The sequence below is a fragment of the Leeia speluncae genome (assembly GCF_020564625.1).
GTDB lineage: Bacteria > Pseudomonadota > Gammaproteobacteria > Burkholderiales > Leeiaceae > Leeia > Leeia speluncae.
On sequence record NZ_JAJBZT010000004.1, the window covers coordinates 254,020 to 278,857 of the forward strand.

The window sequence follows — 24,838 nt, forward strand, 5'->3', positions numbered from 1 at the left end:
CACTGATGAACAAAACAACTAAATATGGCTTGCTACTACTATTGCTAATAGCACTGCCATTTATTGTAAACGCAACCCCATTCTTGGGCCCAACTTGGGTTCGTATTTTGGGTTACGCAATGCTTTACGTGATGTTGGCTTTAGGTCTTAACATCGTTATTGGTTATGCAGGTCTGTTGGACATGGGGTACATCGGCTTTTATGCCTTGGGTGCATACCTTTATGCCTTGCTGTCTTCGCCTCATTTGGCCGAGAGTGGTTTGGTTGCTGCAGCACTAGATTGGCCATTCTGGGTGATTATCCCTTTGTGTGCGATTGTTGCCGGGGTCGCTGGTGCCTTACTTGGTGCGCCAACCTTAAAGCTTCGTGGTGACTACCTAGCGATTGTTACACTAGGTTTTGGTGAAATTATTCGTATTTTCATGAATAACTTGGATCGCCCATTTAACTTAACAAATGGCCCACAAGGTATTAACAACATTAACCCGTTGCACTTAGGTGATCATTCTCTGAAAAACACCTGGTCATTGTTTGGTTTAGAAGTAACCCCTGTTATTAATTACTACTTAGTATTCTTGGCGATTGTTATTTTCGTGATTTTCTTGTCTAGCCGTTTAGAAAATTCTCGTATTGGTCGTGCATGGATGGCGTTGCGTGAAGACGAAATTGCAGCTGAAGCAATGGGTCTAAACAAGCGTAATATCAAGCTACTTGCATTCGGTATGGGTGCAACATTTGGTGGTGTATCAGGTTCTCTATTTGCTAGTTACCAAGGTTTCGTTAGCCCAGAATCATTCGTGCTGATGGAATCAGTTATGGTGTTGGCGATGGTGGTGCTTGGTGGTATGGGTTCTATCACTGGTGTGGTCATTGGCGCAGTGATTCTGTCTGTAATGCCAGAATTGTTCCGTGACTTAGTGAATGCAATTCAGCCTGTACTAGTGAATAACATCACTTTCATTAGCGAAGATACGCTACGAAATGTCCTAGATGCTTCTACCTTGCGTATGTTGGTGTTTGGTTTCGCGATGGTTTTGGTAATGCGTTACCGCCCAGAAGGCTTGTTCCCTTCTACACGTCGTCGCCAAGAGTTGCACGACAAAGATGACGAGCCGTTTGATTCTGCACACTATGTGAAAGAATCATCACACGCTAAGATTTCTGCTGATGAGCCGGATAATCGTGATACAACCGGGGAAGGACGCTAAGCCATGTCTGAAGTATTGCTAGATGTTAAAAACATCAACAAACGTTTTGGTGGTCTACAAGCCTTGACAGATGTGGCGTTGACTATCCATCGCGGAGAGATTCGTGGTTTGATCGGCCCTAACGGTGCTGGTAAAACCACTATGTTTAACGTGTTGACTGGTTTGTACCAAGCAGATACCGGCGATATGCTATTTAATGGCAAGCCATTAGATGCGACTAAGCCATACAAAGTGGTTGAAGCAGGTATTGCACGTACGTTCCAGAACATTCGCTTGTTTCATAACATGACTGCACTTGAAAACGTGATGGTTGGTCGTCATGTTCGTACCAAAGTGGGTGTGATTGGCGCGATGCTGCGTACGCCAGGTGCGAAGCAAGAAGAGAAAGAAATTCGTGAGCGTTCACGTTACTGGCTAGATTATGTAGGTATTGGCCGTTTCGCAAATGAAACTGCGAAGAACTTATCTTATGGTGATCAGCGTCGTTTAGAAATTGCGCGCGCACTTGCGACAGACCCATTGCTAATTGCATTGGATGAGCCTGCGGCAGGGATGAACGGTGCAGAAACCGAGGGCCTACGCGAGTTAATGGTCAAAATGCAGAAAGATGGCAAAGCTGTTCTGCTAATTGAACATGATGTGAAACTGGTGATGGGCTTGTGTGATCGCGTCGCGGTGCTTGAGTTTGGTAAGAAGATTGCAGATGGTGTGCCTGCCGAAGTTCAGAATAACCCTCGCGTGATTGAGGCGTATCTGGGTGCGGAAGCAACGGAGGAAGCTTAATGAGTAACATTCTTGAAGTAAAAGACCTGAAAGTTTCTTACGGTGCAATTCAGGCGATCAAAGGCATCAGCTTTCATATTAAGCAAGGTGAAATGGTTGCTCTGATTGGTGCTAACGGCGCTGGTAAGACAACAACACTGAAAACATTAGCCGGTATGTTAAAGCCTGCCGGTGGTGACATTGTTTACATGGGTAAACAGCTGTCTTCAATTAAGAACTATGACTTGATCCGTGAAGGTTTGGCATTGGTTCCAGAAGGCCGTGGTATCTTTGGACGTCTTACTGTGACAGAAAACCTAGAAATGGGTGCTTATTCACGTACAGATAGCAAAGAAGCTATTCAGGCGGATATTGATCGTATGTTTGAGATCTTCCCTCGTCTGAAAGAGCGTGCCAGCCAGTTGGCAGGTACCATGTCTGGTGGTGAACAACAGATGTTGGCGATTTCTCGTGCATTGATGGGTAAGCCGAAGCTATTGTTGCTGGATGAGCCGTCAATGGGCTTAGCGCCAATCATCGTTCAAAAAATCTTTGAAACGATCCGTGAAGTGGCTAAAGATGGTGTGACGCTATTGTTAGTGGAGCAGAATGCTAAGCTAGCTCTTCAGACATGCCAGCGCGCTTACGTGATGGATGGTGGTAAGATTACGCTTGAAGGTGATGCAAAAGAACTATTGCATGACGAAGCGGTTCAGAAAGCCTACTTGGGCGAATAATCTTCGCTTTGAGTTTTGGTTTAGCAAAAAGCCTCTGATTTATTCAGAGGCTTTTTTGTTTTAAAGATGTTGTATCTTCATGCCTGCTCTCCGTTCACGAGGGTGCTTTTGCTATCTTCTTTTTGTTTGCAAATAATAATAAATATCATTTACATATTGTAAATACAAATACAAACTATTATCATTATGTTTTGTTTGAATTGGCGCGTTGGTGATGGACTTTTCATTAAAACGAGACATTGTAATTTGGCCTGCAGTCTTTGCGGGACATGCGCTATTGATGTCTATCTTGGTCACAGTTGGTGCAGAGAAGCGTGTGCTACCAGACTTGCCTGTTGTAAATGTCTCAATCGCACCAGCCGAAATGCCCACAGAAGTAGAGAAAACAGAAGAGAAGTTGGTGAAGGAAGCAGTTCCACCAAATGCTGCCGCTAAGCCTAAAGTTGAAATGCCAATCAGGAAGGTCGTTAAACAACCACCTCCTTCAAGCAAGGTGGAAACGGTTGTTGCCGTAAAAAATAACACCTCCAACTTGGCGTCCGTAAAAGAAGAGTCAGTGAAAGATAGCGTAAAGAAGTCCACTGAACCATCAGTGGAGTCATCGACTCAGCAATCTGCAGCTAATGAAAAAAATAATTCAGACAGTGCTAATCAACAGGCAAAGGCAACAGAAAGTGCCGGTGCGCCGAAACGGGTTTCCGCGCTTTCTTATATCAGAGCGCCGCAGCCGCAATACCCTGCAGCTTCTAGTCGTTTAAATGAGCACGGCCGGGTGACATTAAAAGTCATGGTGGATGAGTTTGGACGTGTAATGGAGATTAATGTCCAAACGAGTTCTGGTTTTTCTAGGCTAGATGAGGCGGCTAAACGAGCGGTTCAGCAAGCATCTTTTAAACCTTATGTTGAAAATGGCCGTCCATTAAAAGCGTGGGCGTTAGTTCCAATTGATTTTGGTATTGTAGAAGGAAGTAGTAATGAATAAGACTGTTGTTGAAGCTCCTGGTATTTTCCACTTTCTGACGCAAGCAGATGGAGTCGGTAAGTTTTTATTTGGTGTACTTTGCGTAATGTCTGTGTTGGTGTGGGGAGTGTTGTTGCAGCGTGCGGTGAAGATGTATGCCGACAAAACAAAAGAAAAACAATTTAACGAACAGTTTTGGAATGCAAATTCACTAGAAGATGTATCGAAAATGGTGGAGGCACAACATGTTCAGCATCCATTTGCGAATCTTACTCGCACTGTGATGGTCGCTAAGCAGCAATTCTCTGGCCAAAAAGCGGGCCGTTTAGCAGAAGTGGGTGGGATGTCAGAGTATCTGACGCGAGAAATGCGAAAAGCCTTAGATGAACAATCTGCTAAGTATGAGTCTGGTTTGACTCTGTTGGGGTCAATTGCAGCGACTGCACCATTTGTTGGTTTATTTGGAACAGTATGGGGAGTTTATCGCGCACTAGTGAATATTGGTATGTCTGGTGCTGCTGGGTTGGAGCAGGTGGCGGGCCCCGTTGGTGAGGCATTGATTATGACCGGTGTGGGTTTGGCTGTTGCTATTCCTGCGGTGCTTGCCTATAACATGCTGAATCGATACCACCGTTTGGCTACTGGTCGTCTAGACGCATTTGCGCATGATTTGTATCACTTGGCACTTGTTGGTGAGGTTTCTCAGATGTCGCCTCAGAAACGTAAACTAAGTGAAGTACCTGCTGCCGCATAAGGATTGATCATGGCATTTGGAAAATTCGATCAAAACAAATCTAGTGGTGCACTGGCTGAAATTAATATGGTGCCGCTGATTGACGTGATGTTGGTGTTGTTAGTCGTCTTTATGATTACTGCGCCAATGATGAGTCACGGAGTGAAGCTGCAACTTCCTACTGTTAGCTCTAGTCCTGTCGAAGATACCCCACAGACGATAACGTTGAGCGTAGATGCTCAAGGGGTCTATTACTGGAATGATAAGGTTGTAGATAAAGCACAATTAGAAAACGAGATGAAACTTGCTGTTCAGTTACCTGTAATGCCAGTCATTAAACTTAGAGTGGATGAGGTCGTTCCATATAAAGAGGTGGCGGAAATTATGGGGGCATCTTCTCGAGCTGGGTTGTCTAATTTGCAGTTTGTAACAACGCCAAATCCGGTTGTACAAGCAAACCCTTAAGTATCATTTGCCACGAAGCTTCTAGTTTCAGCTGGTTCGTGGCGATTCATTTTTGGAGCAAATCGCTCCAGTATTTCCAGTGGCTTTTTATTTGTGCATTTCATTGTGCAGGGGAAAGCTTTGTCTATATATTTGGGAGGTTATATGCCGAAAAAGGCAAACCGCAAGCCGCAGCGTCCTTCAGAAACAGCTGCTTTACTGTTACCACTTGGCGCAATGATGGTGCTTTCTGCACCGCTGATGGCCTCTGCGGAAGAAGCAAGTGAAGTAACTACAATGCCTACAATTAAAGTCCAACAGACGAAAGAGTTGGAGAATGAAGGATATGTAGCGAAAAAGACGTCAATTGGTAAGCTAGTACAAGATCCCAAAGAAATTCCTCAATCACTGACGATTGTGACTGAACAGAAGATGGATGATCGTAATGCGGATACGCTGAAAGAAGCATTGCGTGACGTGGCGGGTTTGACATTTAACGCGGGTGAGGGAGGTCGTATCGGCGATAACATGACGTTGCGTGGCTACTCTGTCGTCGGTGATTTGTATTTGGATGGTATCCGTGATTCTGCACAATATAACCGTGAAGTATTTAACCTAGAGCAGGTTGATGTGCTGCGTGGTTCAGCATCTATGTTGTTTGGCCGTGGTTCAACTGGTGGTGTCATTAACCAAGAGAGTAAAACGCCAAAGTTATTAGATGAATATAAGACATCTGTGACCATTGGTGATAACAACTACAAGCGTGTGACCGCTGATATTAATAAGCAATTGGGCGAAACAACGGCGCTACGTTTTAATGCAATGAAGACTGATACGGATTCATTTGCAAATGAAGTTAGCAATAGCCGTGAAGGGTGGGCTGGATCTATCGGTTTTGGTATTGGCACGCCAGATGAAGTTAATGTATCTCATTATCATCTAGAGACAGATAATGTACCATTCTTTGGCGTGCCGTACTTAAATGGTGCGCCAATGGAAGTGCCATTGAATACATTCTATGGCTTGGCTGCAATTGACTATGAACGTGATAATACAGATATATCTACGGTAAGTTGGAAGCATAAATTTAGTCCAACTACTCAATTAAAAACAACCTTCCGTCATTCAGAGTATTGGAGAGATTTATCTGCTACCGCACCACGTTTAAGTGGTACTAGCACGATTACTCGCCAAAACCAAGCGAGGGGTGGAGAGGTGACAAATGATACTTTCCAAGCTGATTTGTCTACGACTATCAATACGGGTAGTTGGAACCACGAAATCCTAACAGGGATGGAGTTGGCGAGGGAAACCTCCAATACGTGGAGTCATACTTATGGCGCCTCTAGACCAAGTACCACAGTGTATGACCCTAATCCTTATCCGACGCTATCAGCTTCTTTTTACAATAGAACGACCGCATCAACTGGTAATTACAAAGGCAACACAAGCGCATTCTATGCTCAAGATATGATCCAGTTTGCGCCAGAGTGGAAGTGGTTAGTTGGCGCTCGTTTTGATCAATTAAAAGCGTATTACAACAATATTACGACAAGTAATCAGTACACCCGTAAAGATAGAATGTGGAGTTATCGCACTGGTATTATTTTTGAACCGGATGATACTGCATCTTACTACGCCTCTTATGGTTCTTCTTTTAACCCATCTGCTGATTTATATACCTTTGATGCTAGAGGGAGTAATACTCCGCCTGAGGAAAGTAGAAATATTGAGATTGGTGCCAAGTGGGACTTGCTAGATGGTGACCTATCACTGCGTACTTCATTGTCAAGAACAGAAAAGTACAATGAACGAAATACGGACGTTGATACTGCAGCAACGCAATATTTACTTTCTGGTAAGCGTCATACCGATGCCTTTGAAGTAGAAGTATCTGGTAAACCATGGAAAAACTGGGAGTTAACTGCTAGCTGGGCACTAATGAAAGCAAAGGTTGATAGTGATCCAGGTACAAACAGTACAGCTCAGGGTAAACGTCCAACAAATACGCCAAGTCATACAGCAAGTATTTGGGGTACTTATGATTTTGGAGAGGGTTGGAAAGCTGGCCTTGGAGTAGAGCGTGTAGGCGCACGATATGCGAATACATCAAATACAACTCGTGTTCCTGGCTATACGCGTTTTGATGGTTTGGTTAGTTATGAGCTAAATAAGAACGTGAAATTTAGCTTGAATGTATTTAACTTGGCGAACACCCGTTACTACGAAGGTGTTTACACTGGCCATGTTGTTCCTGGTACGCCAAGAACATGGCAGTTAACTGCAGACTTTAAGTTTTAATTCGTATTGTTTTAAACGCAAAAATGCACCCGACTCGATGAGTCGGGTGTTTTAATTGGAGGTCCTTCGATGTTGATTCGTATTCCAAATGTGCTGACGGGAGATGCATTGGCACGTTGCCAACAGATCATGATTGAGTCCGAGTGGGTGGATGGTGCGGTGACCGCTGGAAAGCAATCGGTAAAAGTTAAAAATAACCTCCAATTGCCTGAACAAAGTGCGGCAGCGACGGAAGCGAGTAAATTGGTTTTGGCGGGGTTGGCCAACAATGCTTTGTTTATTACAGCTGCACTACCAAAGAAAATTTTTAAACCGTTATTTAACTGCTATACCGGTGAACATAATACCTTTGGCAATCACATCGACAATGCGATCAGAACCCATAAAGGAGAGGGCGGGAATGTCAGAACAGACTTATCTGCCACGCTTTTTCTTTCTGAGCCAGATAGTTACGAAGGCGGAGAATTGGTCATTGAAGATACATTTGGCACGCAGCGCGTTAAGTTAGCGGCTGGCGATATGATTCTTTACCCATCTTCGAGTGTGCATCGGGTAGAACCGGTAACGAAAGGCGCCCGAATTGCCTCCTTTTTTTGGATTGAAAGCATGATTCGTGAAACTGAGCGTCGCCGATTGCTGTATGAAATGGATATGGCACTGCTGGATTTGCGTTCTCGAGAAGGCGATACAGAGGCGGTTGTACGATTAACTGGCTGTTATCATAATTTGGTCAGGATGTGGGCCGATAGTTAATTGACGTAAACGTCATGTTTAGTGATTTGAAGTGAGTTTATTGAAAATTGGCATGCCAAATTGTGATGTTTAGTGCGCAAAAAATGCTGCAATGCAATTCATTTGTCATGTCGTTGTGTTGAAGGGTGATTTGTAAGTAATTGAAAATATTAAGTTTGTGTATTTAATTTACGTAAACGTAAATATAAAAGTTTGTGCGTTGCAAAATATTGGTATAAAGTTATTCTATGGAGGCACAACAAACTGCGATTGGAGAACTTTCTTCCCCTCATAAAAAATCGAATTCGCAGCGCTTTTAAATTGCCATCTTGTCGTTTTGAATAAGGAATACCCGAATGAGACTCGCAAACAAAGTATCAATTATTACTGGTGCTGCAAATGGTATCGGCCGTGCAACTGCAGAAAAGTTTGCTAAAGAAGGTGCAAAGGTAGTTGCTTGTGACGTAAATGCTGCAGCGCTAGAGGCGTTGGTGGCAGATATTAAAGCCGCTGGTGGCGAAGCAATTAGCTTTGTTGTGGATGTAACCAATAAAGAGCAAATCGCAGCAGCTGTTCAAGGTACATTGGCTGCATTTGGTCGCGTAGATACCTTAGTGAACAATGCGGGTATCGTGATGGATGCTCGTCTGCAGAAAATGACAGACGAACAGTTTGATCGCGTGATTGATATCAACCTAAAAGGTGTTTACAACTGCACGAAAGCAGTCGTGGACCTAATGGTTGAGCAGCAAAGCGGCGTGATCCTAAATGCATCTTCAATTGTTGGTCTGACAGGTAACTTCGGTCAAACTAACTACGCTGCTGCTAAGTTTGGTGTGATTGGCTTCACCAAAACTTGGATGCGTGAATTGGGTAAAAAGGGTGTTCGTGTGAATGCGGTCTGCCCAGGTTTTATTGCAACCCAGATTCTTAAAGATATGCCTGAGAAAGTGATTACTGCGATGGAAGAGAAGGTGCCTTTGGGTCGCCTAGGTCAACCAGAAGAAATCGCAAACATCTATGCTTTCTTGGCAAGTGATGAAGCAAGCTACATGAACGGTGCCGTCATTGAAGTAACCGGTGGCTTGACGATGTAATTGAGTCTTTTGATTCAGGGAAAACGCGCCTTTATGGCGCGTTTTTTATTGTGGCTGCTCACTACGAGCTAACTGTGCTTTTAGCCCTTCAATTAATGTATCGACATGAAATTCAAACGCGGTGTCTAGCGGTTGTGTTGCCCCATTTTGCCAACGTGTAATAAACGCCTGATTTTTCATTAGAGGTAGCCACTTTGCTAGCTGGGGTGTGATTTTTGCATCTAGCAAATTCAGCCGCTGTTGAATGTCTTTTGCCCAATCTTCTTCTTCGTCAGCTGGTAATTGACCGAACTCTAAGGTCACAAAGCCAGTCATCCCTGCAACAACCGTATTGTATGCATTAACAAGTGCTTTCTCCTTAAACCCCGCATTCACCAGTACCTGCAAAATAAATTCGACTTGTGACCATTCCACGGCTGCGTTGGCGGTGAGTTGCGCGCCGACGAGAGGTGCCAAATTGGGGTGTTGCTGTATGGCATCCCGGTAGTTTTGGAACAAGTTCTTTAGATCTTGCTGCCAGTTCTCGGATAGCAGTGGCAGTAGTGTCGTTTGTAGGTGCGCCACAATACCTGCTTGTAAGGCAGCTAAATTCGGAAAATGCCAATAAAGCGCGGCGGGATAGACATTCAGTGCTTTGGCCACCTTTCTTAGACTAAAGCTAGGTAAGCCATCTTCGTCGATTAATTGAAGTGCGCATTCCAGTATACGAGACTTACTGAGCGAGGAAGGGCTGTGAAGCGGTGGACGTGCCATAGTTTTAATATCTAAATGTTTATTGGACATTGTACAGTTATTTGGCGTAATATTTAATTGTACGGTGTTTAATTAAATGGAGGGTGCGTCATGTCAAGTGTGGAATCACTATGTGTAAAGTATTTGGCTGCATTAAATGCAGGAGACCTTGAGGGGGTTTTAGCCCTCTTTGCTACAGATGGAACCGTATCATCTCCGTTATATGGGCAAATGAAAGCAGTCGATTTTTATGCGAGCCTATTTGAAGATACCGGTGCATCTGATACTCGTTTGCTGAATGTGTTTCCGCAAAGCATACAAAAACCCGCCGTTGCATTGCATTTTGCGTATGGTTGGACATTAGCAAACGGTGAGCAAGTTACTTTTGAATGTGTGGATGTGTTTGATTTAACGGAAGATCGGGAACGGTTTCAGCATTTGAGCATTATTTACGATACTGCGCCACTGCGTGCGGCATTTTATCGCTCATCTGGCCGACCGGTTGAGCATCAAGTCGGCCAGTAACAAATGCATCCTTAGAACCCTGCATCCTGCCAAAATTTCTCCAGTCGTTTGGCGGAGATGGGGTAAGGGGTGCGGAGTTCTTGCGCAAAGAGCGATACATGGAGTTCTTCTAGCATCCAGCGGAACTCTTCAAGTTTGGCTTCCGTGCGATTCATCTGCTGGTTTAGTTGTACTCTTGCCTGATATTTATTCCACCATGTTTGCAAGGTCGCCGTATGCTTTTGGTCCCTGTCTTTCGCTGTTGGATACTTCTCTAGCCGCAGTTGAATGCCTTTGAGGTAACGAGGGACGTTGGTGAGTGATGTCCATGGGGTTTGTTGTAAAAAGGATTTGTAAACTAACCGATCAAGCTGTTGACTGAGCACATTCACGAGTGGTCGTGTGCTGGCGTCAGGCTTATCTAGTTTCTGCTTGATACTCGACCATAATGGGGCGATTTCACTTAGTAACCGAAGCAGGCCTTGTGTCACAGCAGGGAGCCTTGTTCTCGCTCTTGCTTTTTGTTCTTCAAATGCTTTTTGGTGACGAGGTAATTCGTCGTCGCCAATAAAAGCACGGTCTGCAACCGCGGTAATAAAATCATCTAGTAATTCGTCGCTATTGCAGAGATTGCGTAGTTGCAAGCTAATTTGCGTCCAATTGGCGAGCCCTTTTTGCCATTGCTTAAGGTGATCTTTTAACACAATGCGTAAAAGTCTTCTTACTCCTGCTCTATGAGCGCTGATCGCTTCTTCTGCTGTATCTAGTAGCATGACCGCTACGGAGTCATCCATATCGACTAGTGCGGGGTAGCCGGTGAGTTGCGCGCCATTTTGAGTAAAGGTGAGCGACTCAGGTAGTTCTCCGCATGTCCAGTCGAGTAGCCCAGTTTGTTCTAATGGGGCTGAGACGGTTTGGCGGAAAGTTAACTGTGCAGCATTACCTAGTTCTCGCTGCAAAGCGGGTAAATCTCGTCCACAAGCTAACTCTTGGTTGGCTTCATCTAAGACGCGATAGTTCATTTGTAAGTGAGGCGGAAGCTCTGCTAGTGGCCAGTCTTCCATCTTGACCGGATGTTGCGTGCGCTTTTGCAAGGCGTTTGCCAGTGTCTCCAGTAGATCCCCCCGAACCTGCATTGTGCCCATCAGTGCTGTCACCGTATCCGGCACAGGAACACATAAGCGACGAATTGACTTCGGCAAGTTTTTGACTAGCCAAGTAATTTTCTCACGCGCCATTCCAGGGACTAGCCAGCTAAAATCGGATGGTCGGAGGGTATTCAGTATCGCTAGTGGAACCGCAACGGTCACCCCATCTAGTGGATGCGCCGGCTCGAATCGATAGGAAAGATCAAACTCATGATCACCTACTGTGATTCGATCGGGAAATAGGGTTTCGGTCACATGCGCAGCTTCATGCTGCATGAGGCTTTCTTTGCTCAGAAATAGCAGTTTAGGCTGTGTTTGCTCTGCTTTTTTTCGCCAGGCTTCAAAGCTGGTTCCGCCCACGATATCCGCAGGGAGGAGTTGATCAAAAAAGCTAACAATTCGGTCTGCATTGACTAGTACGTCTTGGCGGCGGGCCCGGTGTTCTAATTCTTCCACTTCGGCAATTAGCTTGCGGTTGTGGACAAAGAATGGGGCGCGGCTATCGTAATCAAAATGAGCTAGCGCATCACGGATGAAAATCTCGCGTGATTCAACAGGATTTATCTGCCCATAGCTAATGCGCCGACGCGGAACGAGGGTTAGTCCGAAAAGTGTTACTTTTTCGAAAGCCACTACTTGTTTGCTGCCGCGATCCCAGCGAGGATCAAACCAATACCTTTTGATGAGATGCTTTGCCATGTGCTCGACCCATTCGGGTTCGATTTTAGCAACACTTCTCGCATACAGTTTGCCAGTGTCGGTAAGTTCTGCCGCCAAGATCCACTTCGGGCGGCTTTTCTTGAGCCCGGAACCGGGTGAAACTAAGAAGCGACTACCGCGTGCGGAGAGGTAATCTCCTTGCTCTGTCAAAAAGCCAATATTGCCGATTAAGCCCGCTAGTAGTGCTTTGTGAATTTGCTCGAAAGTAGCTGGCGCATCCGCTTGGCGAAGGGATAGTTCACCTGCAATGCTGGCAAGCTGCCCATGTAGTTCACGCCATTCCCGTAATCTGAGATGAGACAAGAAATGGTCGTGGCATTGCTGAACTAACTTACGATTTGATTCTTTATGTTTGAGCGCGTCTTCAAACCAATCCCAGAGTTTTAGATAGGCGAGGAAATCTGAACGCTCGTCATTAAATTGCGCTTGTCGTTGCTGGGCTGCTTCACGTGCATCAATAGGGCGTTCGCGCGGATCTTGAATAGAGAGACCTGAAGCGATAATCAACATTTCACGCAGGCAATGTTGTTCTTCACCCGCTAATAGTAAGCGGCCAATTTTCGGGTCTACCGGCAACTTAGCTAGTTTTTCACCGAGGCGTGTCAATTGCCGTTGTTCGTCTACTGCGCCAAGTTCTTGCAGTACTTGATAACCATCGTGTACTGCGCGAGATGTAGGAGGTTCGATAAATGGGAAATCATCGACAGATCCAAGCTTAAGCGCGGCCATCCGCAAAATCACGCTTGCTAAGCTGGAGCGTAAAATTTCAGGATCAGTGAATGCAGGACGTTGCTGAAAATCTTGCTCGGCATATAAGCGGATACAAACACCCGCAGACACACGACCGCATCGGCCTGCACGCTGACGTGCGGCCGCTTGGCTAATTGGTTCAATCAGCAATTGAGTGACTTTTGCGCGTGGGCTATAGCGGTTAACCCGTGCTAAGCCCGTATCCACAACATAGCGAATACCTGGAACGGTGAGAGAGGTCTCTGCCACGTTGGTTGCCAACACAATACGTCTACCGCCATGAGCGGCAAATACGCGCTGCTGCTCTTCGTGTGAAAGACGCGCAAAAAGCGGCATAATTTCTGTGCCGGGCTTGTGGTGCTTTCTTAACGCTTCCGCAGTATCACGAATTTCCCGTTCGCCGGGTAAGAAAACCAGAATATCTCCTGGGCCTTGCATAGAAAGCTCATCACATGCTTCGACAATCGAGCGTTCCATATCCACTTCACGATCATCTTCATCTTCTGCAAGAAGTGGACGGTATCGCATTTCAACGGGGAATGTACGCCCAGAAACTTCGATTACTGGCGCCCCATTAAAATGTTTCGAGAAGCGATCTGCATCAATCGTTGCAGAAGTAATAATTACTTTTAGATCTGGGCGTTGTGGTAGTAATTGCTTTAAATAGCCAAGCAGGAAGTCGATATTCAGGCTGCGCTCGTGCGCCTCATCGATAATGAGCGTGTCGTAATTACTTAATAATCGATCGCCTTGCGTTTCTGCTAGCAAGATGCCGTCAGTCATTAGCTTGATACAGGTATCGCGAGAGAAATTATCCGCAAAACGTACCTGATACCCCACCAATTGCCCCATTGGGGATTTCAATTCTTGCGCAATTCGGGACGCCACCGAACGAGCCGCGAGTCGTCTGGGTTGGGTATGGCCAATTAGGCCATCTACGCCTCTGCCAAGCGCTAAACACAGTTTAGGGATCTGTGTTGTTTTTCCTGAACCCGTTTCGCCACAAATAATCGTGACCTGATGTTGGCTAATTGCCGCTGCAATGTCTTCCATTTTTTCGTGGAAGGGCAGATCACCAGCAAACTCTACCTTGGGTAATTGCGCAATTTTTGCCTCGCGTTGTTGAACCGATTGTTCAATAGCGGTAGTGAGTTCTGCCACCATCCGATCAACCGGTTTTTGTTCTTTGATGCGCTGGCGTATTTGGTGCAATTTCTTGCGATAAAACGCGCGGTCTTTACCAAGGCATTGGTCAATTTGTAGGAATAGCGTTTGAAGTGAATCGGTCATTGGTCAATTATCTGCTGGCTGGAAAGGGCTTACCAGCGGGTTAGAAACAAATTAAACATTGGATAAAAAATACATGCCAAATTCTACCATGCAAGGTCGGTTTACTCATTGTTTGGCTGCATTATCTTCCCTAAAATCGCCAGACTTTTATCAACTGGCTAAGGTCCCCACCATGCTACGTACTTTATTAAAGTCGAAACTTCATCGTGTGACGGTCACGCATAGCGAGCTTCATTATGAAGGCTCCTGCGCAATCGATGAAAATCTACTGGAAGCAGCTAATATTTGTGAAAACGAACAGATTGATATTTACAACATCAATAATGGTGAGCGATTCACTACTTACGCCATTCGCGCAGAACGCGGATCGGGGGTGATCTCGCTGAATGGTGCCGCGGCTCGCCGAGCAATGGTCGGTGATCTTGTTATCATCGCTACTTATGGGCAATACGCCGAGAGCGAGCTGGCAAATTATGCGCCAGCCTTGGTCTATGTAACAGAAAAGAATCAAATCAAAGGTACTGCGGGAGCGATTCCTGTACAAGCAGCATAAACGGTTTGATTAAAAGTGGCTGAGGATGCAAGAGTGTATTGCACATGTTTTGTATCCTTGGCCAATTTATCCCTGTATTTTCAGCACCTTATCTTCTCTACAAAAGAGGCTTTCGGTGCGAATCAAGTCATTTCTGCTCATCCTTTTGCTAGTGTCACATTCCATTTATGCGAAGACGCTAGTTGTTGGTGTCACCTCTTGGATTGGTGTTGCGCCACTGAGCGTGGCAGAAGCAAAAGGATATTGGAAAGAACAGGGTCTTTCTGTAGAAATTAAAAAATACACCCTCTATGAGGATCTATTCCGAGATTACAAAAATAGGAAAGTAGATGTCCTCTATGACATGACGGGCACTTGGGTAGATCTATCTCTTCAAGGGGTTCCGATTACCCTTTTGGCTGAAACCGATTGGTCAAATGGCAGTGATAAAGTCATTATCAAACAATCACTAAAGCAGATAAATACGTTAAAAGGGAAAGAGGTTGGTATTTATCTGAATAAATCTTCCGTTACTTTTTTTCTTCATACCTTTCTAAAGCAACATGGACTCTCGCTTTCTGATGTAAAACTAAAAGAGTTAGATGGCGAACCACTGGCAAAAGCCTTTATCCAGAATCAATTCCCACTTATTGTGTTGTATGACCCCCCAGCACTAACTGCTAGTAATCAAGGCAAGGGATATGTTGTCGCAGACACGTCTGATTATCCGGGTGTAATGCCGGAAGGCTTTGCAATACACCCAGACAGTCTCAATCAATTCGGGGATGAGACCTTGGCAAAGTTTTTTGGTGGTTGGATAAAAGCACGTCAATGGATGGCAGAAACGGACGATTGGAAGACTTTAGGGGCGATATTAAACAAAAAAACGTTTGCAGGAGAACCGGCGTATGACTCACTCGAACTAATCGGGATGCTGAACTCCATCAAATTTCATAGTCGATCGACGCTTTTACAAAGGAATAAAGACGGTGGAGGGATGTCTATCTACTTGCAGCAACTGACCCAATTTTTGCGGGAGACAGGGAAGCTACAAAAGAATCTCAATCTCGACACCTTGGTAAACACGCGCGCGATCATGATGGCACTATCACGTTAGTTGATTGTACGATCATTCCGTTGTTAAAGGTATTGACTAATTGGTCAATAATCTATCTATCATGATTTGTACCGTGTTCGAGTGCGTGCTACTATTTTACATTTTGCAGCAGCCTGTAAAGGCGCTGACAATGATTTGTAAATACGCACTAAATATAAGATCATTTTATGGATATGCCATATCTTCCTACCGAGCTTGCTGAGCGTCGGTTCTTACTTGATAGCGCATGGCGGCACTATGTGGCTGCTCCAGAGTTTGATCACTTTGTCGAGTTTGTGGTGACACTAAGTAGCCTGACAGAGTTTTTAGTCGCGAAACATATCTCCGGCTTAATGCAATTAGCAGAGGTATTAGAGCAACAAGCGCTAGAATTGTATGGTGTACCGCATCCTATTTCTACAGATGAACTATCCAACCTAAGCGATAAAATTGCCAGTTTAGATCATCTCCTCATTCAGCATGTAGAGAGACAAGAATTCACACAAGAACGCCGCAAAAGTAATAACGACCAAACCAAATCTGAATGGCTGGGCTTTAGAAGCGTCTGGTTATTAAGCTCAACCCCAAGCAGATGGGCAGACATGCTTCAGCAATTGGGCTATTTTGGTTTAGCTGCTACAGCACACGATTGGGCTAAGTTACCCGCGGTAACCGATGAAATGCCGATGTTGCTGATCGATGCGTCGGCGGCAGATGCCAACACTTGGCGGATGAAGGTTAAACAACTCCGCGCTGGCTATCCAACCTGCCGAATCGTTGCCTTTGGCATGAAATCAGACTTCGAACTCCTTCAAGTCTCTTTAAAAGAGGGTTGTGAGTTCTGCTTACTAGAAGATACGCCAGTCCATCAAATTGTGTCTCAGTTACTCACGCTGAGTGAAGCTGTTGAAGATGAACCCTACAAAGTCTTGATTGTAGAGGACTCAAAAACCGCCACTAAGCTGACCCAGCAAGCATTAAACGAACATCAAATTGTGACGCGTGCAATTGCTGCGCCCCAAGGCGTCTTGTCAGAACTAGCCGCATTCCAGCCAGACCTAATTCTGATGGATATGCACATGCCGGGCTGTACCGGTGTAGAAGCTGCTAGGGTGATTCGTCAACACCAACAATACCTCTCAATCCCTATCGTCTATTTGTCGAGTGAGACAGATGTCGCGCTGCAAATCGAGGCGCTGAGAATTGGTGGGGATTTATTCCTAACAAAACCATTTAACCCCGTCTTTTTAAATGCCATTGTTAAAAGTACGGTTGAGCGTTATCGGGCATTACGCTGGTCGATGTACCGTGATAGCCTTACAGGGCTCCATAACCATACCAGTACCAAGGTAGCGATTGAGGCGAGCATGCTTCAATGTAAACAGGCTGGTTCGCCAATGTCAGTTATCATGATTGATATCGATCACTTTAAACAAGTAAACGATCGCTATGGACATCCGGTCGGGGATCAAGTGATCCGTTCTTTGGCTTGGTTATTACGACGTCGTTTACGCAAAACCGATGTGGTTGGTCGCTATGGTGGCGAAGAGTTTTTATTGGGATTACCAGGCGTGAATGCGGATCAAGCACATCAGATTCTCGATAAAATCCGTGTTGACTTTGGGCGACTACAGCACCCAGAAGGTAGCTCGTTCTTTCATACCACCTTCAGTGGCGGTATTGCCGATTGTAAAATCACTGATCATATCGATGGCTTAATTAACGCTGCAGATGCTGCTTTATATCAAGCCAAACATGCCGGTAGAAATTGCCTCAAGATTTTTACATCAGGCATTTAGCCCCTTTCAGTACTGACAATCATATAGAACGATCGTACAATATGGTCTAAATCATTACTTTAGACTAACCTCTCGTTTGACATGATCGAGCCACTTCGAAAAATCATTCACATTGATTGTGATTGCTTCTACGCCTCTGTAGAGATGCGAGATGAGCCTACTTATAGAGGGATTCCTCTGGCAGTCGGTGGTGCCGCCGATCGAAGAGGCGTGATTGCGACTTGTAATTACGAAGCCCGGAAGTTTGGCGTTCGATCAGCCATGTCTACCTATAAAGCAATCCAGTTATGCCCACATCTAAAAGTCGTTCCGCCTGATTTCCCCCGTTATCGCGAAGCATCGCTACAAATTCGCGCTATCTTTGCAGACTACACAGACTTAATCGAACCGCTTTCATTAGACGAGGCCTATTTAGATGTTACCGGTGTTGATCTCTGTAAAGGGAGCGCCACCTTAATGGCAAAAGAAATCCGCCAGCGAATTGAGCAAACAGTCGGTATAACTGCCTCTGCGGGCATTGCACCTAATAAACTACTCGCCAAAATTGCCAGTGATTGGAATAAACCGAATGGGCAATTCCTGATTCGCCCAGAGGATGTTTCCGATTTTATCACCACGCTGCCTGCTGCTAAATTGTGGGGCGTAGGGAAGGTGACTGCAGAAAAACTCAGTAAATTAGGGATTGAAACCTGCCTAGATATGCAAGGCTGGTCGCTAGCGGCATTAGTGCAGAATTTTGGTAAGTTTGGCCAGCAACTCTATGACCAATGTAGAGGGGTAGATTCGAGAAGTGTCGCGCCACACGAGCGGAGAAAGTCTTTGTCGGTTGAATATACGTTCGATCAAGATCTGACGACTGAAGAAAGCTGCTTGAGTAAAATCCCTGTTTTATTCGAAGACTGGATGAAACGGATGAAAAAATCGGCTAGCGAACAGCCGCATAAAGCCTTTGTGAAAATAAAGTACGCAGATTTTAGCCAAACCACCATGGAGTGTGTTTGCGAACAACCAGATCTCCATACCTTTGAAGGGTTGTTAAAGCAGGCATTACCAAGAAAGCAGCAGGCGGTTCGTTTATTAGGGTTGGGTGTTCGATTTCACGATAAAGCACCTTTGCCAGAGGGTATACAACTACCACTCTGGCAAGATGGGGATTACTAACTTAGATTAGACGATTACTTTACTTCGGTTGCTTTCACTGGTCGGTAAAGGGATAACACCACCGATCCAGCAATTAGCAAGAAAACTACCCCGAGTGAAACCCCTACCGGAATCTTCCAGAATTCCACTACTAGCATCTTCACACCAATAAACCCAAGTACTAAAGCCAATCCAAATTTCAATAAATGGAACCGATCTGCCATGTCTGCTAGTAAGAAGTACATGGCACGCAAACCTAAGATCGCAAAGATATTACTGGTGAACACAATAAATGGATCGGTTGTCACGGCAAAAATTGCAGGAATACTATCCACCGCAAAAATCAGATCAGAAAGTTCGATCATAATTAATACGAGCAATAATGGTGTGCCGTAGCGGATACCGTTCTTAACAATAAAGAATTTTTCTTCAGCAAACTCATCAGTTAAGCGAATGTGTTTTTTCACCCATTTTAGTAGCCCATTGTTGCCTAAATCTTCTTTTTCTTCGCTGCTAAACCACATTTTAATCGCGGTAAAGACGAGGAAAGCGCCAAAAATATACAAGACCCAGTGAAAGCGGCTGATGAGCGCGCTACCCAATACAATCATCACCGCACGCATGATAATCGCACCAAGCACACCGTAAACCAATACTCTTCGCTGATACTGTGCAGGCACAGAGAAGTAGCTAAAAATCATCAAGAAGACGAAGATGTTATCAATGGCCAATGCTTTTTCAATGAGATAGCCAGTAAAGAACGCGAGGGAAACGTCGTTAGCTACTTCTCTCGTCGCCGTTTGATCTAGGTAAATCCACAAGCCTAAATTAAACAATAAGGCGATGCTAAACCAAACAGCAGACCAAGTTAGCGCTTCTTTGGTTGAAATTTTGTGTGCACCTTGGTTCTTCATTGCAAGCATGTCAATTGCAATCATCACCGCGATAATGACTAGGAAGACGATCCACAAGAGTGGGTTGTTACCTATGGTTTGCATATAATCCTCATGTAAAAACAAAAATTGATTACTTTTTACATTAGACTTATTTAGCATTAGTACAAGTCTCTGAGAATTTGTTCCGTGCAGTCTATGGAATAATTTCGCAAGCGGTTACAATCGAATTATCCCTTTTTCATGTATTCATCATCGTTAGGACATAATGACTGAACGCAATATTGTAATTACCGGCTGTTCTAGTGGCATTGGCTTGTGTGTCGCCAAAGGTTTGCAAGAAAGAGGCTGGCGAGTATTTGCAACAGCTAGAAAACCTGAAGATGTGATTCGTCTACAAGATGAAGGGTTAGAAGCACTACAGTTAGATGTGTCTGACTCTGAAAGCATCCATACAGCCGTTTCAATCATCCTTTCGCGCACAGGCGGGAAAATTGATGCCATTTTTAATAATGCCGGCTATGGTCAACCCGGTGCCGTAGAGCATCTTAGCCGCGAGTCATTAAGAGAGCAGTTTGAAACAAACCTATTCGGTGCGGTAGAGTTAACGAACCTCCTCATCCCGATCATGAGGCAGCAAGGGCACGGAAGGGTTATTTTTAATAGCTCAATCTTGGGCTTTGCCGCCATGCCAATGCGCGGTGCGTATAATGCCAGTAAGTTTGCCATGGAAGGTTTAGTTGATACGCTTCGCCTCGAGTTAAGCGGAAGCGGCGTGTATCCAGTGTTGGTAGAACCGGGCCCTATCAAAAGCAAGTTCCGCCCAAATGCGTATTTGGCTTATCAGAAGCATATCGCCCCAAAGATTGCGGAAGTAAAAGAAACGACTCATAAAGTGATTTATGAGTCGTTAGAAGCAAGATTAACCAAGCAAGGTGCCGCAGTGCCTTTTACTTTAGGGCCAGAGGCGGTATTGGCGGCGGTGGTTCATGCGCTAGAAAGTAAACGACCAAAGGCAAGATATCCTGTGACGGTGCCAACGAAAGCATTTGCGATCCTAAAACGTATCTTGCCTCAGCGCTTATTGGATTGGGCTTGCTTAAAAGCGGGCACCTAACCGGGATATATTGCCGCAGTTATTTAAGGAATCAGAACAGTGGAGCCAGTCGTTTTTCTGGCTGCTAAGTCTATCTGCGCTTGGGCGGCATCTTTTAATGCATAACGCTGGTTTACTTCAATCTTCACTTTTCCGCTAAGTACTACCTCAAAGAGTTCTGCTGCGGCTTGGTCTAAAGCTTCCCGACTTGCAATATGCGGTGCGAGTGTTGGTCGTGTCAGGTACAGAGATCCTTTTGCCGCTAAGATGCTTGGCTCAAACGCGGGTACAGCACCCGATGCATTCCCAAAACTCACCATTAGCCCACGTGGTCTTAAGCAATCTAAAGAATCATTGAAGGTATCTTTACCGATGCCATCATATACAACTGGCACGCCAACACCACCTGTCAGGGTTTTTACCGCTTGAGGTAAATTAACCTCTCCACTAATCAGTACATGGTCGCAGCCATGGGCTTTTGCTAATTCCGCTTTTGCTTCGCTCGATACCGTACCAATCACCGTTGCACCTAATGCCTTCGCCCATTGGGTGGCAATTAGGCCAACCCCACCAGCAGCCGCATGGATCAGAATCGTGTCGCCAGCACTGACGCGATATGTTTGTCTTAATAGATACTGGCTAGTTAAGCCTTGCAGCATCATCGCAGCACCTTGCTCGAAGCTAATGCCATCCGGTAGCTTCACAATGTGCTTTGCAGGGTGATTGCGAACACTTGCATAGCCACCAATGGGGCCACCGGCATAAGCAATACGATCACCAACTTTAAAGTTATCCACTCCGTCGCCAACGGCAATGACTTCTCCAGCTCCTTCTTGCCCGATGCCAGAAGGTAATGGCACAGCATATAAACCCGTGCGATGGTAAATATCTATAAAGTTTAGACCCGCCGCGTACTGCCTAATTTGAACCTCTCCAGCCGCTGGTGCTGGAAGATCAATACTAACCAACTGCAATACTTCAGGACCACCATGAGCTGAAATTTGGATTTGTTCTGCTTTCATTGAATCTCTTCCGTTTAAATAAAAAGCCCAGAGCTAAGCTGGGCTTTTATCAATACAAGTCACGTTAATGCATTTGCCTATCGGTTAGCATCTGGCAGTTCAATTTTTACTTCCAGCACTTCTAGGTTTTCTTGTTTCTCTAGGTTCACTTTAATATCGTCTGCATTAATAGAGACATACTTAGAGATAACGGCGACTAATTCGCGCTGCAACGCAGGAAGATAATCTGGTGCTTCAGATTTTCCATTTCGTTCATGCGCCAGAATAATCTGTAAGCGTTCTTTCGCAACGCTGGCAGACTTTTTCTTTTCGCCAAGAAAGAAACTTAAAAAAGACATGACTTATCTCCCGCCAAATAGACGTTTGAAGAAGCCTGGCTTCACAGCGTCTACAAAGCGAAGTGGCTTATCTTCACCTAAGAATCTTGCAACCACATCTTTGTAAGCTTCTGATACGTCAGAACCATGTAAATGAATCGCTGGTACGCCTTGGTTAGATGCTTGAAGTACGCTTTCAGATTCTGGCACCACACCAATCAAGTTCACTCGCAAGATTTCTTGAATATCTTCAAGAGACAGCATCTGTCCATCTTCTACACGTAGTGGGTTGTAACGTGTAATCAGTAAATGCTCTTTAATTGGCTCTTTGCCTTCTGTTGCTCGTTTGGTTTTTGATCCAAGCATGCCAAGAATACGATCAGAGTCACGAACAGAAGAAACTTCTGGGTTCGTTACAATCAATGCTTCATCTGCAAAATGCATCGCAAGCAGTGCACCTGTTTCAATACCAGCTGGTGAGTCACAAATAATGTACTCAAAACCCATTGTGACTAAGTCGTTTAACACGCGCTCAACACCATCTTGTGTTAACGCATCTTTATCACGGGTTTGCGACGCAGGTAGAACAAACAGGTTTTCACACTGCTTGTCTTTAATTAGTGCTTGGTTCAAATTTGCTTCATTGTGGATGACGTTAATTAAGTCATAAACCACACGGCGCTCGCAGCCCATGATCAAGTCTAAGTTACGTAGACCTACATCAAAGTCAATCACTGCAGTTTTGAAACCACGCAATGCTAAGCCAGACGCAAAACTAGCACTTGTCGTGGTTTTACCCACACCGCCTTTACCAGAGGTAACGACAACGATTTTTGCCATATTCATTATTCCTTTAAAGAACCTGTCTCAGACAACAGGTACAAGTAATCTGCTAAACAAATTTCTGAGCGAGTCAATCGCTTAAAATACTAATGGTTCCATGATCATTTTTTCGCCTTCAAGACGAATATGCGCCGCTTTGCCTGCCACATTGGCTGGAAGAGGAGTGTCTGTGGTGCGATAAATCCCTGCAATTGAAATCAATTCAGGTTCAAATTGCGTCGTAAAAATGCGAGCTTCCATATTGCCACGCGCGCCGGCAATCGCTTTTCCTCTTAAGGGAGCGTAAACATGGATGCTGCCATCCGCAATCACTTCGGCACCGAAACTCACTGCGCCAAGCACCACCAAATCACCACCTTTAGCATAGACTTGTTGGCCAGAGCGAAGCGGGCGGTCAATCACCATTGTGACACCAGCAGTTGGGACGCTCACTTCACGAACAACTTCTTTAATCACTTCTTTTACAACGGTTTCAACACGTGGTGCCGCGACAGTTGCCGGCGCATGTTGTTCTGGTGCTTCTGTTAAGCCGGCAGCTAATGCTGCATTCATTTGCTGATCATTCCCGCCTTTTGCGGCAATCGGGATCATTTTGAACTGCTTCAACAAAGGGATTAACCGAGCAAAGTCAGGCGTGGGTTGATCCATCACTAGCGAAAAATCGATAACAACAGGATCTTGACTAAAGAAATTAGGCGTTTTTGAAAGGCGATCATTGAGTTCTGTTGCCAATTCATCCAGGTTGGTTGTTTTTAAAACAACCGCGATCAAGGTCAAGGTCGCGCTTTTGAGATCGAAAATGGCTGGAACATGGCCAGCGGGTGTGGATGTCATGACAGAAAAAACCCTAAAAAAATCATTACACTTAAAGATGATAAGTTTACCGGTGTGTCATGTAATGAACAAGTTTTAACCGGCAGATTTCTATTTTTTGCGAAGACTTTTGGGCATAACTCACGGGATTCAAGATACAATATTGCGCAATAATTGTTTTTACATTTTCTTTGAAGGACTTGTCTGTCTATATGGACTTATCCCTAAGCACGCTAAAGCAACGTTTAACCAGCGCTAAAGTACTTGTTGTCGGTGATGTAATGTTAGATCGCTACTGGTTTGGCGAAGTCAATCGTATTTCACCAGAGGCCCCAGTTCCTGTGGTAAAGGTTGAATCAGTAGAAGAGCGCCCAGGCGGGGCGGCTAACGTTGCTAAAAATATCGCTGCACTCGGTGGTCAAACTGGATTGCTATCTGTTGTTGGTGATGATGAACCTGCAAGCGCACTAGAAAAACTATTGGTAGCCGATCAGATCGATGCTGGTTTATTAAGAGATGCATCACTAGTCACCACCGTTAAGTTACGCGTGATTGGTAGACAACAGCAACTCATTCGGATCGATTTCGAAACCATGCCAAGCCATGAAGTGCTTGCTGCAAAGTTGGCTGATTTCGAAGCCCGCCTCCCTAACGTAGATGTCGTGATTTTGTCTGACTATGGTAAGGGCGGCCTAACCCACATCCGTAAGATGATTGAACTAGCAAGGGCAGCAGGAAAGCCTGTCTTAGTCGATCCTAAAGGGGCGGACTGGTCTCGCTACGAAGGGGCAACGCTAATTACACCTAATAGAAGTGAGTTTAAAGAAGTTGCCGGTGGCTGGTCAAACGAAGAGGAATTAATTCAAAAAGCGAATGCAGTCAGGGAGCGTTTTAATCTAGAAGGCTTGCTAGTGACTCGCAGCGAAGAAGGGATGACCTTGTTCCTTGAAGGCGCAACCTTCCATCAGCCAACCTTTGCCAGAGAAGTGTTTGATGTGACTGGTGCGGGTGATACTGTGATTGCCACCTTGGGCCTCATGCTGGCCGCAGGTGAATCCATGCAGTCTTCTGTTGAATGGGCAAATAGAGCAGCAGGCATTGTTGTTGGTAAATTGGGTACTGCTGTGGCGCTACCTGAAGAACTCTTACCAGCATAAAAGAATTGAAC

The 24,838-nt window shown here is 45.1% G+C and carries 23 protein-coding genes; 16 read left to right on the plus strand and 7 right to left on the minus strand.

The genetic code is table 11. The features are described from left to right. Positions 1-5 precede the first annotated feature (5 nt). The 9 genes from LIN78_RS09105 (at position 6) to fabG (ending at position 8,975) form a co-directional block, all read left to right on the plus strand. Entirely contained in the window at positions 6-1,208 is a 1,203-nt protein-coding gene (locus LIN78_RS09105; RefSeq protein ID WP_227180485.1) for an ABC transporter permease subunit, read from the plus strand. Between the two features lie 3 nt (positions 1,209-1,211). After that, the gene (locus LIN78_RS09110; RefSeq protein WP_227180486.1) at positions 1,212-1,991 is read left to right on the plus strand and encodes an ABC transporter ATP-binding protein; all 780 of its coding nucleotides are present in this window, start codon (positions 1,212-1,214) and stop codon (positions 1,989-1,991) included. Further along, a complete protein-coding gene (locus tag LIN78_RS09115; protein WP_227180487.1) occupies positions 1,991-2,707 on the plus strand; it encodes an ABC transporter ATP-binding protein in 717 nt (238 codons plus the stop codon). Before LIN78_RS09110 ends, LIN78_RS09115 begins: the two co-directional genes overlap by 1 nt. Positions 2,708-2,921: 214 nt before the next feature. Next, complete coding sequence (locus LIN78_RS09120) at positions 2,922-3,689, plus strand: energy transducer TonB (protein WP_227180488.1); 768 nt, start codon at positions 2,922-2,924, stop codon at positions 3,687-3,689. Further along, the gene (locus LIN78_RS09125; RefSeq protein ID WP_227180489.1) at positions 3,682-4,422 is read left to right on the plus strand and encodes a MotA/TolQ/ExbB proton channel family protein; all 741 of its coding nucleotides are present in this window, start codon (positions 3,682-3,684) and stop codon (positions 4,420-4,422) included. The genes LIN78_RS09120 and LIN78_RS09125 overlap by 8 nt, the downstream gene beginning before the upstream one ends. A 9-nt stretch (positions 4,423-4,431) precedes the next feature. Further along, a complete protein-coding gene (locus LIN78_RS09130) occupies positions 4,432-4,866 on the plus strand; it encodes an ExbD/TolR family protein (RefSeq protein WP_227180490.1) in 435 nt (144 codons plus the stop codon). A 144-nt stretch (positions 4,867-5,010) separates the two neighbouring features. Continuing rightward, the gene (locus tag LIN78_RS09135; protein ID WP_227180491.1) at positions 5,011-7,146 is read left to right on the plus strand and encodes a TonB-dependent receptor; all 2,136 of its coding nucleotides are present in this window, start codon (positions 5,011-5,013) and stop codon (positions 7,144-7,146) included. Between the two features lie 69 nt (positions 7,147-7,215). Further along, entirely contained in the window at positions 7,216-7,899 is a 684-nt protein-coding gene (locus tag LIN78_RS09140) for a Fe2+-dependent dioxygenase (protein WP_227180492.1), read from the plus strand. Positions 7,900-8,234: 335 nt separating this feature from the next. Beyond that, positions 8,235-8,975: a 3-oxoacyl-ACP reductase FabG gene (gene fabG / locus LIN78_RS09145; RefSeq protein ID WP_227180493.1), complete on the plus strand. Its 741-nt coding sequence runs from the start codon at positions 8,235-8,237 to the stop codon at positions 8,973-8,975. 45 nt (positions 8,976-9,020) lie between these two features. On the opposite strand, the gene LIN78_RS09150 is transcribed toward fabG, so the two are convergent. Then, positions 9,021-9,728 (minus strand): TetR/AcrR family transcriptional regulator C-terminal domain-containing protein, encoded by a 708-nt coding sequence (locus LIN78_RS09150; RefSeq protein WP_227180494.1) that lies wholly within the window; start codon positions 9,726-9,728, stop codon positions 9,021-9,023. A 90-nt stretch (positions 9,729-9,818) separates the two neighbouring features. Here LIN78_RS09150 and LIN78_RS09155 point away from each other — a divergent pair, with 90 nt between their 5' ends. After that, positions 9,819-10,232 carry a nuclear transport factor 2 family protein gene (locus LIN78_RS09155; protein WP_227180495.1) on the plus strand — a complete coding sequence of 138 codons (414 nt, stop codon included), beginning with the start codon at positions 9,819-9,821 and terminating at the stop codon, positions 10,230-10,232. Positions 10,233-10,243: 11 nt separating this feature from the next. Here LIN78_RS09155 and hrpA read toward each other — a convergent pair whose 3' ends face one another. Next, positions 10,244-14,119, minus strand: coding sequence for an ATP-dependent RNA helicase HrpA (gene hrpA, locus LIN78_RS09160; RefSeq protein WP_227180496.1), 3,876 nt, complete (start codon positions 14,117-14,119; stop codon positions 10,244-10,246). A 172-nt stretch (positions 14,120-14,291) separates the two neighbouring features. Here hrpA and panD point away from each other — a divergent pair, with 172 nt between their 5' ends. The 4 genes from panD to dinB all read left to right on the plus strand — a co-directional run bounded on the left by panD (position 14,292) and on the right by dinB (position 18,707). Beyond that, positions 14,292-14,672 carry an aspartate 1-decarboxylase gene (panD, locus tag LIN78_RS09165; RefSeq protein WP_227180599.1) on the plus strand — a complete coding sequence of 127 codons (381 nt, stop codon included), beginning with the start codon at positions 14,292-14,294 and terminating at the stop codon, positions 14,670-14,672. 115 nt (positions 14,673-14,787) lie between these two features. Continuing rightward, positions 14,788-15,768 carry an ABC transporter substrate-binding protein gene (locus tag LIN78_RS09170; protein WP_227180497.1) on the plus strand — a complete coding sequence of 327 codons (981 nt, stop codon included), beginning with the start codon at positions 14,788-14,790 and terminating at the stop codon, positions 15,766-15,768. A 167-nt stretch (positions 15,769-15,935) separates the two neighbouring features. Then, on the plus strand, positions 15,936-17,546 hold the full coding sequence (locus LIN78_RS09175) for a GGDEF domain-containing response regulator (RefSeq protein ID WP_227180498.1): 1,611 nt from the start codon (positions 15,936-15,938) through the stop codon (positions 17,544-17,546). An 81-nt stretch (positions 17,547-17,627) separates the two neighbouring features. After that, the gene (gene dinB / locus LIN78_RS09180; protein WP_227180499.1) at positions 17,628-18,707 is read left to right on the plus strand and encodes a DNA polymerase IV; all 1,080 of its coding nucleotides are present in this window, start codon (positions 17,628-17,630) and stop codon (positions 18,705-18,707) included. A 14-nt stretch (positions 18,708-18,721) separates the two neighbouring features. On the opposite strand, the gene LIN78_RS09185 is transcribed toward dinB, so the two are convergent. Further along, positions 18,722-19,684, minus strand: coding sequence for a TerC family protein (locus LIN78_RS09185; protein WP_227180500.1), 963 nt, complete (start codon positions 19,682-19,684; stop codon positions 18,722-18,724). 163 nt (positions 19,685-19,847) lie between these two features. Between LIN78_RS09185 and LIN78_RS09190 the strand changes: the two genes are divergently transcribed. Then, positions 19,848-20,696, plus strand: coding sequence for an SDR family NAD(P)-dependent oxidoreductase (locus LIN78_RS09190; RefSeq protein ID WP_227180501.1), 849 nt, complete (start codon positions 19,848-19,850; stop codon positions 20,694-20,696). A 23-nt stretch (positions 20,697-20,719) separates the two neighbouring features. Here LIN78_RS09190 and LIN78_RS09195 read toward each other — a convergent pair whose 3' ends face one another. The 4 genes from LIN78_RS09195 to minC form a co-directional block, all read right to left on the minus strand. Continuing rightward, positions 20,720-21,697: a quinone oxidoreductase family protein gene (locus tag LIN78_RS09195; protein WP_227180502.1), complete on the minus strand. Its 978-nt coding sequence runs from the start codon at positions 21,695-21,697 to the stop codon at positions 20,720-20,722. A gap of 77 nt (positions 21,698-21,774) precedes the next feature. After that, positions 21,775-22,035 carry a cell division topological specificity factor MinE gene (gene minE / locus LIN78_RS09200; protein ID WP_227180503.1) on the minus strand — a complete coding sequence of 87 codons (261 nt, stop codon included), beginning with the start codon at positions 22,033-22,035 and terminating at the stop codon, positions 21,775-21,777. Positions 22,036-22,038: 3 nt separating this feature from the next. Continuing rightward, positions 22,039-22,854 (minus strand): septum site-determining protein MinD, encoded by an 816-nt coding sequence (minD, locus tag LIN78_RS09205; protein ID WP_227180504.1) that lies wholly within the window; start codon positions 22,852-22,854, stop codon positions 22,039-22,041. An 81-nt stretch (positions 22,855-22,935) separates the two neighbouring features. After that, positions 22,936-23,691 carry a septum site-determining protein MinC gene (minC, locus tag LIN78_RS09210; RefSeq protein WP_227180505.1) on the minus strand — a complete coding sequence of 252 codons (756 nt, stop codon included), beginning with the start codon at positions 23,689-23,691 and terminating at the stop codon, positions 22,936-22,938. A 191-nt stretch (positions 23,692-23,882) separates the two neighbouring features. Between minC and rfaE1 the strand changes: the two genes are divergently transcribed. Further along, positions 23,883-24,827 carry a D-glycero-beta-D-manno-heptose-7-phosphate kinase gene (gene rfaE1, locus LIN78_RS09215; RefSeq protein ID WP_227180506.1) on the plus strand — a complete coding sequence of 315 codons (945 nt, stop codon included), beginning with the start codon at positions 23,883-23,885 and terminating at the stop codon, positions 24,825-24,827. Positions 24,828-24,838 lie beyond the last annotated feature (11 nt).